This window comes from Reichenbachiella sp., from assembly GCF_039944555.1.
Classification (GTDB): domain Bacteria; phylum Bacteroidota; class Bacteroidia; order Cytophagales; family Cyclobacteriaceae; genus Reichenbachiella.
The window spans coordinates 804,741-820,260 of the sequence record NZ_JBDUYN010000007.1 but is presented as its reverse complement, the minus strand read 5'-3'; the positions used below and the strand labels follow the sequence as shown (position 1 = coordinate 820,260).

Genomic DNA, 15,520 nt, shown 5'->3' with positions numbered 1-15,520 from the left:
TATAAAACGCGATACCCATCGGTTTACCCTTCCCGGCCCCATGTGAAATAGTAGGGTATTGGTCTAATATTAAACAACGTTCGTCGAAAGAGGGTATAAATGAATGTGACGGCGAGCTGAAATGAGCTCACATCTTATAAGAAGGACGGTCTTTGCCTGGCCATTGGCCACCTCATTATTAATTTCCATAAATGGATACTAGTTGGATTTTATTTGTCACTCGAAGACCCAATTAATTAATCTTGAATTAATAACTCAAAAGCGGTGCTTCGATATTCTTGTATTTCTCCTTTTGATTTCTTGAGATACTTATCCGTATACCTTGTATAATATTTGACCTGTTTGATTAGATTCTCAAAACTTGACATGGCTACATGCTGACTTGATAACTTTATAAGCTCTACGAGATTTGAGCGGTCACCCAGCTGATGTTTTGTAGTTGCAATAAAGTTATCAGCTACAACCTGAAAGTCAGAAGTCGCTTTTTTAAATTCAGCTAATTTTTCACCAGCTTCGGGATGATTGATAAGCTTTTCCCAGCTCAAAAAAAGCAAGGCATCAATTACGCCCTGATGAGATTTTTTTACCAGGCCATAATACGCTTTACTTGCTTCATATAATTTGAAATGACTCTTCCGTGATGCAATAAGCTCTGCATATTCAGGGTCGTTTGATTGCAAAAATGACGAAATTTCTTTTCTAAGTCTCTCGGGTTTTTCTTTCAATTTTTGATCAACGGATGCTAAATGCTCTTCTATTTTTTGAATCTCTACTTGGGAACTTGTCGCTTCCTGAACTAATTCCTTGTTTCCGCCAAGATAACCAGAGAGGTATTTCTCTTTCCATCCTAGTTTCCCACTCAACGAGGCAAACTCTTTTTCCAATCCTTCCTTTTGAGCAATTAGAGAAGATTTCTGATCGTTTAAATCAGAAAATTCTTTATTTACAGCATCGATGATCGATTGCATTTCATTGATTTGCTCAGTTCCGTATTTCATATTTGATCTTTTATTCAAAAATTATGACCGACTCTGTTTATTAATTGTCAAGCAAATATATCGTACTCGACTTCACGAACATACTCCCTCTGCCCAGGTTCGTGTCTCACGAACCTCTGCCATTGCGATGACATAAAATCAAGCTCAAGAACAAAATTGTTTACTTTGTTTTACTTTCAAGCTTTTCCATCCGTTCAAGAAGCTCTATTTGATAAAGTGTTAATTCTTCGATCTTTTTCAATAGCCTCATGTTCATATCGCCCAAATCAATTCCATTTTTGCCAATTTCTGTAGCCGATGGGATTTCAGGAAGGTGTTTTTCTTTAGCAATGAATTCTTTGGTTTCCTTCAGAGTTCTGAGCTTGTAACCTTCTTCAAAAACATAATCAGGTACACTAATATCAGTCAAAACCTTCACTTCTGTCGCTCTAATTTGACCGTTCACAGCAAGTTTTGATTTAGGATCAGTCGTTCCAATTCCCACATTTCCACCATTAGTATTTAAGTATGAATTACCAGAACTGTAATGATTTATGTAGGTAGCTTTTCCATTTTTAGAGTCCAAATGTAGGTTTCCATTTGTTGTAAGCACAGATGCATTTGTCGTTTGTCTTCCATTGCCTCCCACCTGCAGATAAGCACTCCACGTTGAATTGGGACCATATATTGTATACCTATCTCGATATATATGTAAGCCTGCATTTAAATCAGGATTTGAAGTTCCTATCGCCACTGTTCCTGCGTTGGTGTTTAAATACGTATTACCAGAACTGTAATGATTTATGTAGGTAGCTTTTCCATTTTTAGAGTCCAAATGTAGGTTTCCATTTGTTGTAATTACAGACGCATTTGTAGTCAGTCTTCCATTACCTCCTACATGCAGATATGAGTTCCAGGTTGAATTAGGTCCGTAAATGTGATACATATTATTGTTGATTGGTATTGCATCCTGCGCGAAAATGGAAGAAGTTCCTAAGGTGATGATTGAAAGTAATACCGGGATGAATTTATTCATAGTTTTAACTCTTTCAGGTGTCTGATAATTTAAGGCCTTGTCGATATAAAATGTATAACCTAAGTTATTAAATGTCAACAAGTATGAACTACTTTATTTGAAATAGTAAAAGCTAAATGTTAGTTGGGAATTGCTATGTATCAGCAACATAAATCATTACTCATCCAATATTTCCATAAATTTATACCTCTGATGCAACCCCAGGTAACAAACCCGCATCTACTCCATGAATTCATAACCAATGGTTATCAAATTAGGTCAAAAAATCACCGAAGCTGAACTGGTCAGGCAGTGCAAACGCCAGGATCGACGTGCGCAAAAATTGCTCTATGAGCAGCAGGCGCCCGTGATGCTTACAGTTTGTAGGCGGTATATCAATGACCTGGATATGGCAGAAGAAATGATGCTTAGTGGATTTGTGAAAGTGTTTGGTAAGATTGATCAGTTCAAGTCGGAGGGAAGCTTCCAAGGCTGGATCAGACGAATTATGGTCACAACTTGCCTGGAGTGGATCCGGAACAACCGACAACTTTACAAGGAGGTTGACCTGGACGAAATCAATCCGGCAGTTGACTACAGTACGGCAGACAAAAACCTGGAAGCGGAGGACCTGCTTCAGATGATTCAGGAGCTGCCACAAGGTTATCAAACCATTTTCAACCTGTATGCCATAGAAGGCTACAGTCATAAAGAGATAGCGGAGCAGTTGGACATTTCGGTAAATACCTCGAAGTCGCAACTGAGTAGAGCCAGAGTTTTTCTGCAAAAGAAGCTGGTAGAGAATGAGCGGTATTTGGAATCAAAACAACGTGACAATGGAAGCTAGAGAGACGGATAAATTATTTAGAGATAAGTTGAAGAACTTGGCCTCAACACCGACAGAAGACAGTTGGGCGAGATTGGAGTCTATGCTCGATGAGAAAGAAGCGACCCCGTGGTTTACTTATGCAAGAGTGGCAGCGGCCGTACTACTCCTGATTGTTTCTGCGAGCGTTTTCCTGGTTTGGAATCAAGAGTCGGATTCAAGAGAGACCGAAGTTGCCGAGATAGTCAAACCTTCTGAATCCACTCAAACCAGTAACAAGATAGTGCCCGAAGTGAACGAGGAAAATGCTATGGCGGTAGAGGAACCTGAAGAGTCAGACAACCAAAAAGTAATTCCTTCCGGTGTGAAGAAAAAGATTGAATCTAAAAACATAAACAACGAACATGCTCCAAAGCAAGAACCCAATCAGACCATTCCTGAACCAGAAAGTGAATCTCTAGAGGTCGAATTGACAAATCAGTCCATCGCGCAAGTAGCGGAAGAGCCGGCGGAGATAGGGGAGAAACCAAAAAAGAAGCGTTTCAAATCAATAAAGATCACATACAAGCGCGGCAATACACAGCTTCTAAAGCAAGAAGAAATGATTGCCGAGCATAAGACGGATACAACAGGCGGGAGCAAAATCAAGGAATTGTGGGAGCAAACCAAAGAGATCAAACCTGGAGATCTGTGGGCAGATATCAGAGATGCCAAGGACAATCTCTTTCAAAGAAAAGAAAACTCAAAAAAGAACAACGTCAAAAACTTAAATAAATAGAACAATGAAACAATTAGGACTAATCATACTCGCAATTTGCACTATCAATTTGGCAAGCGGGGCCTCCGATCCGGTGAAGGAAGACACCGTAGTAATTGAATTTGGGGAAAGAAGCAAAATGGTCATTTATGCTGAGACTCAGCAAGACCTGAAGGATCTTGGTGAATATGACATCAATGCCATGATAGGAGAACTCAATGCAAACTTAGACTCAACTTCGACAACAACCGAAGAAGTAAGCATTGAAGACGAATCCGGTACAAAATATCTGAAAGAAAGTACAGAATCGGAAGAAGGCAATACAGGTAGTCTGAGCTATTATGGAGACGAACGCTATCGAGATGAGGATGATGACCGCTATGAACGAAGAATAAAGCGTTATGAGGATGTCAGAAGAGATATCAGAAGAGATATTGATCGAGATGTTGATGTCGACTTTGATGACGATGATTACATAGTGATAAAAAGAGGTCGGTCCAGAGGAAGAGGTACTTATGGGTCATTTGAAGTAGAATTGGGTATGAACAATTGGTTGGAAGATGGTTCATTTCCTGATCAGGATAATGCAGCTTATGCAGTAAAACCCTGGGGATCATGGTATGTTGGCCTTGGTGGAGTCTACCATACTTCCATTGCCGGACCATTAAAATTAAAATGGGGAGGCAACATGACCTGGTACAACTGGAAAATGGAAGACCCTACTGTGCGAATTGCAAAAACTGATGTAGCTACCACTTTCGTACCCGACCCAACTATTGATGGGAAGAAGAGTAAACTTGCAGCTACTTATGTTAATGCCATGGTTGTTCCCATGCTGGAATTTAATCAGCGCCGAGGTTCAAGGCACGGTCGGGGTTTCAATTGGAGCAAGTATCGCCAAAGAGGATTTAGAATTGGTGCTGGCATGTATGCAGGATATCGTATAGATAGTTGGACCAAAATGAAATATTCAATCAATGGTGACAAGCAAAAGGACAAAGAGAAGGGTAATTACTACCTCAATAATTTCCGATACGGTATCAGGGGTCAGATTGGCTTTCAGGGAATGGACCTTTTCTTCAATTATGACTTGAATGATGTCTTTGCCACAGGAAGAGGACCAGAGCTTCAAGCCATTAGTTTCGGGTTTATTCTGTAAAAAAAATTAGGCTCTCGACAGCATCGAGAGCCTAATTTCAATTCAAATTAAAAACGCTATTCTATCAATATTCGACTACCCATGCGTTGGGTACCGGCTTTGAGCTGATAGAAATAGATACCTCGATCGAGATCAGATACATTTATCTGGAGACTGTATTTGCCAGACGGCTGATTCGATGTTGCAATTTGTCGAATCTCACGTCCCGTAACGTCGTGTAGGGTTAAAGATACCATAGTAGCTTCGGGAATGTAATATTCAAAATTGGTATAGGAAGAGGAAGGATTAGGGAATGCCCGAACACTGAGTACTGCTGTTTCATTTTCATTTATACCATTCGACGGATTTCCACCAAATCTTGCATTAGGGTTCGATCCCGACCAGTTTCCATTTTCATACCAGCCATCTCCGCATCGGTTTAAATCAGTAGTTTGACTACTTCCATTATTGCTAAAAATGATGTTAGAGCAGTCATCATCCAAATGATACGAATACCAGCCATTGCCAGCACTAGTCATAGTTTCACCTGGCCAACTGGTGCTTTGACTGCCTCCCCAAAAATAGATTTCTGGGTCCGAATACGAATTAGGTTTGAAATACACAGTAAAGCCTGGCCCTGAGTCGGGCTTTTGATCATACCATGTGCCGTCCTGATACCACCCTTCACCACATCTGTTCAGATCTACTGATTGACTGGCTCCATTGCTGCTAAAAATGATGTTGGAACAATCCGCATCCATAATTTCAAAAACATACCATCCATCAGCTTCTGCCGTCATGGCATCACCTGGCCATCCTGAACTTTGTCCTCCATTGGGTGTTGCACTCCAATAGTAAAGATATGGAGTACTCAATGTGCCTTTGTAATGGATAAGCAGGTTGCTCGAAGGATTGAAAGTATAGGAATGGCTCTGGGACGCTGAGGTGTTGTTAGAATCATCTGTGGCAGAGGCAACCAAAGTCGTGGCCTGACTGATCGTAATTGTAGTCGAACCTTCAGTCGAGAATGCTACTCCATCCAGTGTATAGTTGATTGTGGGGCTGATATCCTGATTATCAGTCGCAGAAAGAGTTACCGCCACATTACCTGTATAATTTCCGCTCGAAGGGCTTACTGTGAGGGTGGGAGGTTCTGTGTCCTGTGGCGCAGTTGGTTCAGAAACCCATCCGTCATCGTACCATCCTGTGTTGCTTCTGGTAAGATCAGGTGTTTGATTGCTGCCGTTGTGAAATAACAAATTAGTACTTGTAATACCAGAGAAGGTATATTTTACCCATCCCTCACCATACTGATTGCTGGCGTCTTCCATAATGTTACCCGGCCAGGTGCTATTGCTTAACGCACCGGAAGGAGTGGCATTCCAATGGTGAATTCGTGCGGTTGCACTGGGATTTGGGTTCTTCCAATAAACTGAAAAATCCGAGGTTGATACTATGTTGTAAACATGGCTCTGCGTTGCACTGGCTAGTCCTTCGTTGTCAATGGCCATTACTTTTAGCGTATGCGAGGTCGAAACGTTATGAGTAACGCTTCCAGTATTACTCACCAGGCTGTTTGTAGTGGTCGGCTCATCTCCGTTTGTGGTATAGTATATGGTAGGTGTAAGTCCGCTGTCATCAGTTGCTGTGATTTGAACTTCAAACGGTACCGTTGAGGAATATGGTCCTTCAGGGTTTACCGAAACTACCGGCGCATTGTTGGTGGTTCCGCCGTTTTTGGCCCATACCGCATAGTTGTTACCTGAAGCTTGCAATACATAGTCGCCGGCATCAGACCAACCGGCCTGAGAAGGACTCCAATCTCCGCCACCGATTTTCATGGCTACTTTGCCGCCAATTAATGCAGCGTATACCGAACTGCTGGATTCGATAATCTGAAGTGAGCTCGAGGAGGAGATTCCATTGTTTTTTCTAACGACGATCAACGCATTAATCTCATCCTTTACCCCCCAATCGAAATAATGAGGCCAGTAAATTGTTGGGACACCGGGGTGAGTGAGAAGGTAGGCATAGGCATGTCCCACATTTCCTCCGTTCAATACGTCGTTGCCCGAGTCATACCTAGGCGTATCATGATTTTCGATAAAGGTAGTAGATTGAGCAGGCGACCATCCTATCAGTCCGGAAGCTTGCATTTGCCCACCCTCGCTGAAGGCCAGGTAACTATAGTTATTATCTTTAATTGCAGCCTTGAGTGCATAGTAGGTAGGGAAATCGAACCCTGTAGAGGTAGCCGACGTGCCGTCAATCCAGTCCTGAATATGCTGCTTGTCATTCCAATCTTCACCTACAGAAAAACTAGCTCCTGTGGCCGCATTGTATTCATTGATGTAGCTTGCAGAGTATCCATGTACCAGGTCGTATCTCCATCCCACATATCCGGCTGCTTTCAATTCGTTCAACCAATTTTTAATGCCATCCCGGACTCCTTGGTTGGTATGGTCCAGGTCTCTGGCTGCATCATAACCGCTACCAGTATCACCATTTCCTCGCTCCAAACCTTGATATGCTGGCTGGCTCCAAACTTCATCATTGGAGGTGATGGACCAGGTACCCCAGGTAGGGTTGGTGAAATCCACCCAGTTAGTAGATCCCACCCGGTGATTAATTACAATGTCAGCGATCGGTTCGATACCATTGTTGTTAAGGTTTTGCAGCATGGCCGTGTGTTCACTTGCTGAGCCATAGCCATTGGACAGGTTACTAAGTTGACGGGGTAAGTATCCTTCGTCAGACCCGGCATCGCTTGGTGGCGGGAGCCAAATCATATCAATTCCGGCCGTTGATAGCTCTGAGGCCTTGCCAGAAACATGATTGTACCAGCCTTCTGGCTTTGCATCATGTGCTTCCCAATAAAAGCCTTGTAATAAAACTCGAGTGTCATTGGCGACTTGAGCCAGTGACAAGTTCCATACAATACTCAGAAGGGCCAATAGTACTGAGAATTTAATAGTAGTCGTTTTTTGCATATTAGTTAGTGTTTAGTTTTAATCATTCGATAATGATATCCACAATCAAACACGAATTCGAACCACTACAAGAAAAGTATATGGGTGTCAATTGGGCAAAGTGTCATTTCATAATTTGGGCCTTCAAAGAAATGAATTATAACCCAATAAGATTGTATAGAAAAATGTGTTAATCACCTTGTAAATACTCCCTGGGGGCGACTCCTTTGGCCTTCTTGAAGGCACGATTGAACGATGACTTAGAGTTGAATCCCGCTGAATGGGCTAGCGCTAAAAAAGATTTTTCACAATTCTCCGAACTTTCGGCCGCATGGATAAAATGGTTGACCCTGTATTCATTAACAAAATCAAAAAAGTTCTTCCCAAATCCATCATTGATAACACGGGACAGGGTGTGCGTATTCGTATGTATCATTTTGGATAACTCAGCCAGCGTTAGTTGCGAATTGACGTATGCTTTTTCATTTTGCATAGTTCTTTCGAGCGTAGTCTTCATTTGTTCAATATCTGAGGTGCTCAGGTTAGAATCTTTGTATTTTTCAATTTCTGAGATTTTGAAAATTTCAGGCTGGTTGATAGCAAAATACCCTAATATGAAGTTGATGGACGCAAAAAATAACCACACCGAATCAGTAAGTGTCTCAACAATCCACAGTACTTCCTTTTCTACTATCACACCATAAAAGCCGACAAGATAGACAGAGAGCCATAGCAGTAGACATACTGAAAGAAGAATGAGGACAGTTTTTAGATAGGTCAGGTTTTGCTCGAAGGAGTGGCTGTCATCGGAACTCTTTGCGATATACTGAACCAGTTTTTTGAATCTAAGCCAAAAGAACCCGTTGTACGCAAGGCCACATGCTCCAATTACAGAAAAGAAAAAGTCAAAATCACTATCTACCTCCCGATTAATAAAAGTCTGATTTTCCATATTGAAGTATGGAAGATTGGCTAATATGAAAATAAGGAAGGGTGCAAAAGATATCCAAAACCAAAACGAATTTTTCTTCTTATTGGTGATGAGTTTTTGAATGTAGTGATGAAATAGCGGTGCATAGAGGAAAAATATAAACTCTGGTACTAGCAATATTTTAGGGTAATTCTGAAAGATGTCTCTGTCGTAGGCTGCAATTTTTGTAAACAACGATAGCGAAACGAGGGCAATCAAGATAGAAAGATAACTGTTGGCCTGCCGATTATTGTTTTGGATACTATAAAGGGTTATGATAAGTAGAAGCCCTTGAAAGACGGCAAACAGCATGATCATGGAATATATGCTGAGCGGATAGGATAGATCTTCCCATGACTCAACGGTCATTTTCAAATCTGTTGATTGATCTTTAAGTAGAGCAATTTGTCGATTCTTGCGAGCCTTTCCATTTGCTCTTCCCTCAACTGATTCCCAATTTCCACGTGTAACCTTGCATTGAAATGTGTCCAGGCCAGGAGGTAACTTCAATAAGTAGGTGTCGGCCAATATTTTGTCAAACTTGTATTCAGGATCTTGAGGATTCCATCTGTTGAAATTACCAGCTAGATAAATCGAGGCATCATGCGGTGTGCTTGCAGGGACTTCCAGGAGTATGGTCAATTGTGGTTTTTCCAGAATGGCAAGATCAACCCACGACTGAATGTTAGTAACCACGATATTCTCTGTATTTTCATCATAGACAAAATACCTATTGTCTCGGCCGTATCCGTCCTTATTGCCCTCTACCGCATGCCATCCGCCCCTGGTAAACTTGTATTCGAAGGCTGCAATATCCTCTTTGAAAACATAGACAAACGAGCCGTCTTTTTGTTTGCGCATCATAAATTCCGGATCTTCCGCTGTCCAATTGTTAAAGGTGCCTGCCAGGAAGATGGTATCTTGAATAGGAGTGTAGTGAGGAATACTATTCACTACAATGATAATCTCAGATTTGGTAGGAGATGACAGGCCAAAGAGCAACAGAAAAACTACCCCACATCTTTTTAGATTTGTTAGCCGATTGGTATGCATACATTGGATCAATTAAATTTATCAATACTTCCAGGTATTCTTAGTAAAGAATAAATCGTTTGGGATTTTATATGATCCAACTAGCCGAAGAAAAGAAAGGGGGCTTCTGCTATTGGCCGAAGTGGGGAAGAACATTTCAACCTTCTTCAACCCTAAATATAACGTTTTTTACTGTTTGTTAGATGATCTATTATTAATGGTCGACAGTTATTGCACTACATATGACTTATTTAGCTGCCTTCTTTATTTTGTCAACCAAATAATTTCTGTCCAATATATTACTGCATGTGGCAACTGCTCCAATGGTAGTACCTAGTATACCATGCATGACCACGTTTTGTCCAGTCAAAAACAAATTTTTAAACTTAGTTCTGGTGCTTACCTGAGATTTGAGTGGGGCATTAAAATCCCTCAGTACTCCATATATTGACCCGTCTACAGAATTGAGATAATCCCTCTGGGTAAGTGGAGTAGAGGTGTAGTATGACTGTGTTTTGTGCCGTAGTCCAGGGATAATTTTCTCCGCATAGTTCAATAATACTTCGGCTTTAGAAGCTTTAAATTCTTCGTATCCTTCACCTCGGTCATTGGATTTTACTACGGAATTGAAAGAAGATTGCCAGGGTGCCACTTCTTCCATTTTCATGTAGGCCATTATGGTTACGATGCCTGAATATTCGGGATCGTCTTTGGACGGAAGTGTGAAAATTGCCAAATCTTTTCCCCAGTCCTTCATTGCGTAATCAGTCAAATTCCAAACATCCTCCTTGTGGAAATGATAGTGATTGTGATTGAAATATTTTAAGGCTTTAGGTTTGAGCACCAGATAGATAGTAAACACAGAAATAGTATTTTCAAGATTCATAATCCGTGAAACATATGACTTTCTAAGAATGCTAACATCCAACAGTTTCAAAGTTTCCGTGGGGTGAATGTTTGAAATAAACAGGTCTGCTCTGACCATCCGTCCATCTGCCAGCGTTACACTTTCTATCTTCTTGTCTAAGGTGTTGATGCTTTTTACTTCTGCGTTTCTCTCGATATGGCCATCAAGATTTTTTAAAGAATAATTGAGCGACCGGCTGATTTCACTTCCTCCGTTCTGAAACTTGTAGGAACTGAGTATAAAGGAATTGATGATCAAAGCATGCATATAGAAGGGAGTCCGATCACCGATCCCAGCATATAGTAGATTAGAGCCCGCCAGTACCAGTTGTAGTTTATGATCGTTTGTGCAACTTTCGATAAATTCCTTAGCGCCTTTGTAAAGCAATGGAAGTTCATCCTGTGGTGCACTTGCTTTTTGTACATCATACAAAGAAAACTTAGAACATAGCGCCTTAATTTCATTCAGGTATTTGTCAAGACCTTGTTCCTCATTTGGAAAATGCTTCAAAAGCTGTTGCTTGAAGTTGTCGTATCCTTGTGCATGCGGGTATTTGGTGCTGTCGCCATCAAATGAAATGATATCGAATCCATCCTCATCCATTTTTTTGAGTTTGACGTTATCCAGGATATCCAGATATTTGAAATAAGCGTGCAAAGGCTGATTCTCTTCTAATCCCCCAACGTAGTGTACTCCAGTATCGAACTTGGCTTTATCTCTTTTGAATGTTTGTAGCGTCCCGCCAATCTGTGCAGCTCTTTCTAATACACAGACCTTATATCCTTCCTTGGCCAAAATAAGAGCAGAAGCCAATCCCCCCATTCCAGATCCTATAATAACGACGTCATATTTTTCTTTCAGTACTGCCATTCCTGTTTATTAATTTGAAATTCTAAGATCCAAAAGTTTGGAAGGCTTTCGGCTTTTATGAGCTTTAAGCTTTAAGCTCATTTCCTTGTCACTGATGAAAGTAATTTGAGGCCTGACTCTGAGCTGTTCAGAAAGTTGATTTGAGACCGTCTCAATGTTTAAATCGTCCGTAATGGCTAGATAAATGCAGAGGTCGTCCATATCCAATTCGTTATGGCTTAGCTCCAGCAGGTATTGATTGATGCCATCAATCTGATGCAGGACATTCTCAATTTGTTGTGGGTATACAGAAGTTCCCTTAAGCTTAATCAAATGTTTTTTACGACCTTCTATGGGACCGAGTCTTGGTGTATTTCTTCCACATATACATGGCTCATTGTATAACCTGGCCATATCCCCGGTTTTATAGCGAAGGAGAGGAGTCCCCATGATTCCAAGTGGCGTGGCTACCACTTCTCCTAAATCTCCATCTTCTACTTTTTTACCTTCGTCATCCACCACTTCTACTATCATAAGTTCTGGTAACAAATGTCCGCCATTCCCGTGTTCACATTCCGTGAATGCCGTAGCCATTTCGGTGGAGGCATAAGTCGAGAATAGAGGGCAATTCCACAGATCTGTCAGCTTACTATGAAGCGTATTGGGTGTTAGGTCGGCATTTCGGATAGGCTCCCCTATGCAGATAATTTTCTTAATTGAACAGTTGGCCGGGTCAATGTTTTGTGTGTTAAGAAAAAGCCCTAATTTATGAGCAAATGATGGCACTGCTATAAGTGTGGTAGGTCTGTATCGATTGAGGTTATCCAGCTGAAAGTGCAAGTCTCCTATACCTGACCTGATTACAGTGGCGCCGATTTTGGTTGCACCCAAATAGTAGGCCATGCCAGCCATAAACCTTTTATCCAATGTAGTTGTAATCAGGATTGTGTCTTCGTCCGTAATGCCACATAGTCCCAGGGATTGGCTTTCATTATAAGCCAATCGTTCCAGGTCGGTCTGCCCCAAAGCAATAGAAATGGGCTCTCCCAGTGTTCCTGAAGTCGTTACATACTCTACGATGCTTTTTCTGTTTATCGCTTCAAAAGCTGTATTGTGTTTTTCTATATCCGTTTTGGTCGTGAATGGAATTTGGTCCAGGTTAGCCGCAGAAATGGATTGAATATCAATCCCTTCAGTTCTGAATAGATCTTGATAATAAGGCGATTGGTCAGATAAGTACATCAGATGCTTTCTTAATGCCTCTTGTTGAACTTGCCTGATTTTATCAGTTGATTCAAAATCTATAGAATTGGAATATTGCACTTTATTTGGTGATGATGACAAATGCCACAGCTGTTGCGGTTGTATGGCTCAAGGATACAAATATCTCCTTGAGACACGAATTTTCAAAATGTGATTTCGTGTGGCCATGCAATATCACAACAGGTTGACCACTAGGGCCGTTTTTAACCTCAATTTCTTTAAAATCACATTTTTCGCTCCAGCCGGTTCCCATGGCTTTCATGAAAGCTTCCTTGGCTGCAAATCGTGCTGCAAAGCTTTCTTCACTATGTTTCCTCGATCGACAATAGCTCATCTCTTCCTCGGTAAATACCAGGCTCACAAATGCTTCCTTGGTTAGTTTAGACGCGAGTCGCTCTATTTCGACAATATCTGTACCTATGCCATAAATATTCATGGAGCCAATTGTTGAACTTGACCAACAATAAATATAGAGTCCTCTTGGTATGCAATTTCTTTGGTCAATGATTTTCGGTAGGCGAGTAGTGCAGCTTTCGTTTGTCCCATGGCGACATAGTAATTACCTAGTAGTCGGTAGGTTTCATAATACTCGGGATTTGACGCCGCAAATGTTTGAAGTGTGACGTCGTCTATGATGAGCTCTTTTTCTGTGGCCTCAGCAAGTTGACGCTTAAGTTGTTTGAATTTTTCAAATGTTTTATAGTCTGGAGAACTAAAAAAAGCGTCCGGCGCAATGGTTAGCGAGTCAATTGAAGCTGAACCAGAGTGGTTCGGGCTCGCCCAACGATTAAAATCATCCAGATCATACGCGTCATAACCGTTGATTTGATAAGGGTAATTGGATACCCAAACTTGCTTTTCATAATTTTTGAAAATGACAGAATGATGGGCAATAAGCTGATTAATGAGTTCAGGATTGGACGTGCCGATATTTCGATCATTCAGAGCTTTCTGATCTCTGAGAATGCCGGCCATATCCTCAACCCCTGATAGCTCTCTACGACTTAGAAGTTGCTTGGTGCGCTCATATCGATCTGTGCTTTCAGAACTACTCATATGCTCCAAATTAATGGTTTCAGCATTTAATTTTGGGCTTTGACAGTGATTAGTAGCGATGAGTGTTGTGTCCGATGGCCAATATACGTCCATTTGGTTTGGGGTTTTTTCTATGATGGCCATTCGGCCATCTGCAGCAGACGAGATTGTAAATGACTCAGATACGAAGGAAGTATACTTTGCAGCAATGGAAATGGCTTCATCGATGCTCGCGGCATATTGCAAAATGTCCCGAGCAATAATGGATACTGGTGTGCCTGCTTGTTCAGGAATTTCAGATTTAAGGGAATTCAGCGTAATGCCCAGTCCCTTTTCGTTCATGCCAGAGACTACACCGCAAAAACCTCCCCAGCCGACCGACAGAAATTTGTAACCCTCGTCTGGGTTGATAAGCATAACGAGCTTATTTTTTGCGAACTCGTCGCCAACGTAGAAATCGAAATTTCGACCCAAAATCATGAAAGAGGAGTCACTTTTGGACCATTGCCCAACAGCAGTACAACCCACAAGTCTCATGTTTTGCACGGCATGTCCAATATCGTGAGCTGCGTGATAATTGATGAGTCGATTATATTTTGGACCGATATAATCATAATCGTCAGAAAAGAAGCGAGCGATTCCAGCGATTTCTTCACGGTATTCCTGCGGGATATGTTGATCCAGATCACGGTTAAACCAGGCTATACCTAAAGTGAGTAGTCTTCTGTAGAATGCATTTGGAATCTGCTTTTTTAATTCACCCACAAATGCCTCTTCCTGCTGAATGATCAACTCGCGATGGAGTTTGCCGATGATCTGTCCACGTTCCTGGGCGTTCCCCTCTATATAACTTTCCCAATTGCCTCCTTTATTTTTCCTTAGCCAATTGGGTCCCAGGCGGAAATAATTCTCTTCAACAACCACTCGTTCCTCAGTAGTAAGAGATTTTTCATCAATCAGAGGTGAATCATAGATCACACGAGCGTAAAACCATGCAATAAGCACGCTTAGGAGTATGAAAATGATAAGGGGTATGAGATATTTTAGTTTCAAAATGATTCTCGTCACAGTATCCTGCGAAATTGGAAGAAAATTTCGACTATCAATAATGGTTTACATAATTTTCCGGTCACTATAATATGATTAAGTCCTCACATACATTATTTAATGAAAAATATATTGATTTTGCTGATTACCCTACTTCCGTTGTCAGCATTGGCCCAATTTCCTACTGAGCAATATAAAACAGACACAGTCACTTGGTATGGAATCGATTATACTCAATGTTATATGGTCGGAGCCGAAGGATTTACAAATCGTAAAAGAATTGTACAGACCTATTTTGATGCGTGGAATGAGTTTGTAAACACTGAACCGCATAAGTATGATATTCCCAGATACTTAATAAAACCTGATATCATAATAGATTTAAGTCTTGTGCATGAGAAAAATGTGAAACTAAACCCGCACGGTATTGTCAAGTCTGATGTTCATAAACTGACACAGACTGATGTAACGGCGTTATTGGCTAAGTATGATTTCCATGAAGTGGGGCTAGGTGTAATGCTTTTTGCTGAATACTATTCAAAACACGATTTAGAGGCTTCGTATTTTTTTGTGGTATTTGATGCTCAGACAAAAAAAATAATAAGATCCAGACGGTATATTCAGGAGCCAGCTGGCTTTGGATTTAGAAACTTTTGGGCTAAAACGTTTTATGGCTCGCTGAAGTGGATGAACAAGGATATTCGTAAATGGCTTAGACAGCGTGGATAAAAATTC

General features: G+C 41.2%; 12 protein-coding genes. 4 read left to right on the top strand and 8 right to left on the bottom strand.

Features of this window, described 5'->3' with window-relative positions; translation table 11 throughout:
- Nucleotides 1–236: 236 nt before the first annotated feature.
- Nucleotides 237–998, bottom strand: a complete 762-nt coding sequence (locus ABJD64_RS12085) for a hypothetical protein (RefSeq protein ID WP_348179089.1) — start codon at nucleotides 996–998, stop codon at nucleotides 237–239.
- Nucleotides 999–1,158: 160 nt separating this feature from the next.
- Nucleotides 1,159–2,013 carry a hypothetical protein gene (locus tag ABJD64_RS12080; RefSeq protein WP_348179087.1) on the bottom strand — a complete coding sequence of 285 codons (855 nt, stop codon included), beginning with the start codon at nucleotides 2,011–2,013 and terminating at the stop codon, nucleotides 1,159–1,161.
- Nucleotides 2,014–2,254: 241 nt separating this feature from the next.
- Here ABJD64_RS12080 and ABJD64_RS12075 point away from each other — a divergent pair, with 241 nt between their 5' ends.
- From ABJD64_RS12075 to ABJD64_RS12065, 3 genes are read left to right on the top strand one after another with little or no spacing between them, the layout of a single operon-like run.
- Entirely contained in the window at nucleotides 2,255–2,839 is a 585-nt protein-coding gene (locus ABJD64_RS12075) for an RNA polymerase sigma factor (RefSeq protein ID WP_348179085.1), read from the top strand.
- Nucleotides 2,829–3,596: a hypothetical protein gene (locus ABJD64_RS12070; protein ID WP_348179083.1), complete on the top strand. Its 768-nt coding sequence runs from the start codon at nucleotides 2,829–2,831 to the stop codon at nucleotides 3,594–3,596. The genes ABJD64_RS12075 and ABJD64_RS12070 overlap by 11 nt, the downstream gene beginning before the upstream one ends.
- A gap of 4 nt (nucleotides 3,597–3,600) precedes the next feature.
- Nucleotides 3,601–4,734: a hypothetical protein gene (locus ABJD64_RS12065; RefSeq protein WP_348179081.1), complete on the top strand. Its 1,134-nt coding sequence runs from the start codon at nucleotides 3,601–3,603 to the stop codon at nucleotides 4,732–4,734.
- Between the two features lie 56 nt (nucleotides 4,735–4,790).
- Here the strand turns inward: ABJD64_RS12065 and ABJD64_RS12060 are convergent, their stop codons facing one another.
- The 6 genes from ABJD64_RS12060 to ABJD64_RS12035 form a co-directional block, all read right to left on the bottom strand.
- Nucleotides 4,791–7,703, bottom strand: coding sequence for a starch-binding protein (locus tag ABJD64_RS12060; RefSeq protein WP_348179079.1), 2,913 nt, complete (start codon nucleotides 7,701–7,703; stop codon nucleotides 4,791–4,793).
- 169 nt (nucleotides 7,704–7,872) lie between these two features.
- The gene (locus tag ABJD64_RS12055) at nucleotides 7,873–9,705 is read right to left on the bottom strand and encodes a helix-turn-helix domain-containing protein (RefSeq protein WP_348179077.1); all 1,833 of its coding nucleotides are present in this window, start codon (nucleotides 9,703–9,705) and stop codon (nucleotides 7,873–7,875) included.
- A gap of 226 nt (nucleotides 9,706–9,931) precedes the next feature.
- On the bottom strand, nucleotides 9,932–11,461 hold the full coding sequence (locus tag ABJD64_RS12050) for an NAD(P)/FAD-dependent oxidoreductase (RefSeq protein ID WP_348179075.1): 1,530 nt from the start codon (nucleotides 11,459–11,461) through the stop codon (nucleotides 9,932–9,934).
- A 9-nt stretch (nucleotides 11,462–11,470) separates the two neighbouring features.
- Complete coding sequence (locus tag ABJD64_RS12045; RefSeq protein ID WP_348195117.1) at nucleotides 11,471–12,763, bottom strand: AMP-binding protein; 1,293 nt, start codon at nucleotides 12,761–12,763, stop codon at nucleotides 11,471–11,473.
- 1 nt (nucleotide 12,764) lies between these two features.
- A complete protein-coding gene (acpS, locus tag ABJD64_RS12040; protein ID WP_348179071.1) occupies nucleotides 12,765–13,139 on the bottom strand; it encodes a holo-ACP synthase in 375 nt (124 codons plus the stop codon).
- Complete coding sequence (locus tag ABJD64_RS12035) at nucleotides 13,136–14,806, bottom strand: C45 family peptidase (RefSeq protein WP_348179069.1); 1,671 nt, start codon at nucleotides 14,804–14,806, stop codon at nucleotides 13,136–13,138. The genes acpS and ABJD64_RS12035 overlap by 4 nt, the downstream gene beginning before the upstream one ends.
- Nucleotides 14,807–14,905: 99 nt before the next feature.
- Here ABJD64_RS12035 and ABJD64_RS12030 point away from each other — a divergent pair, with 99 nt between their 5' ends.
- Nucleotides 14,906–15,514, top strand: coding sequence for a hypothetical protein (locus ABJD64_RS12030; RefSeq protein ID WP_348179067.1), 609 nt, complete (start codon nucleotides 14,906–14,908; stop codon nucleotides 15,512–15,514).
- The last annotated feature ends 6 nt before the right edge of the window (nucleotides 15,515–15,520 follow it).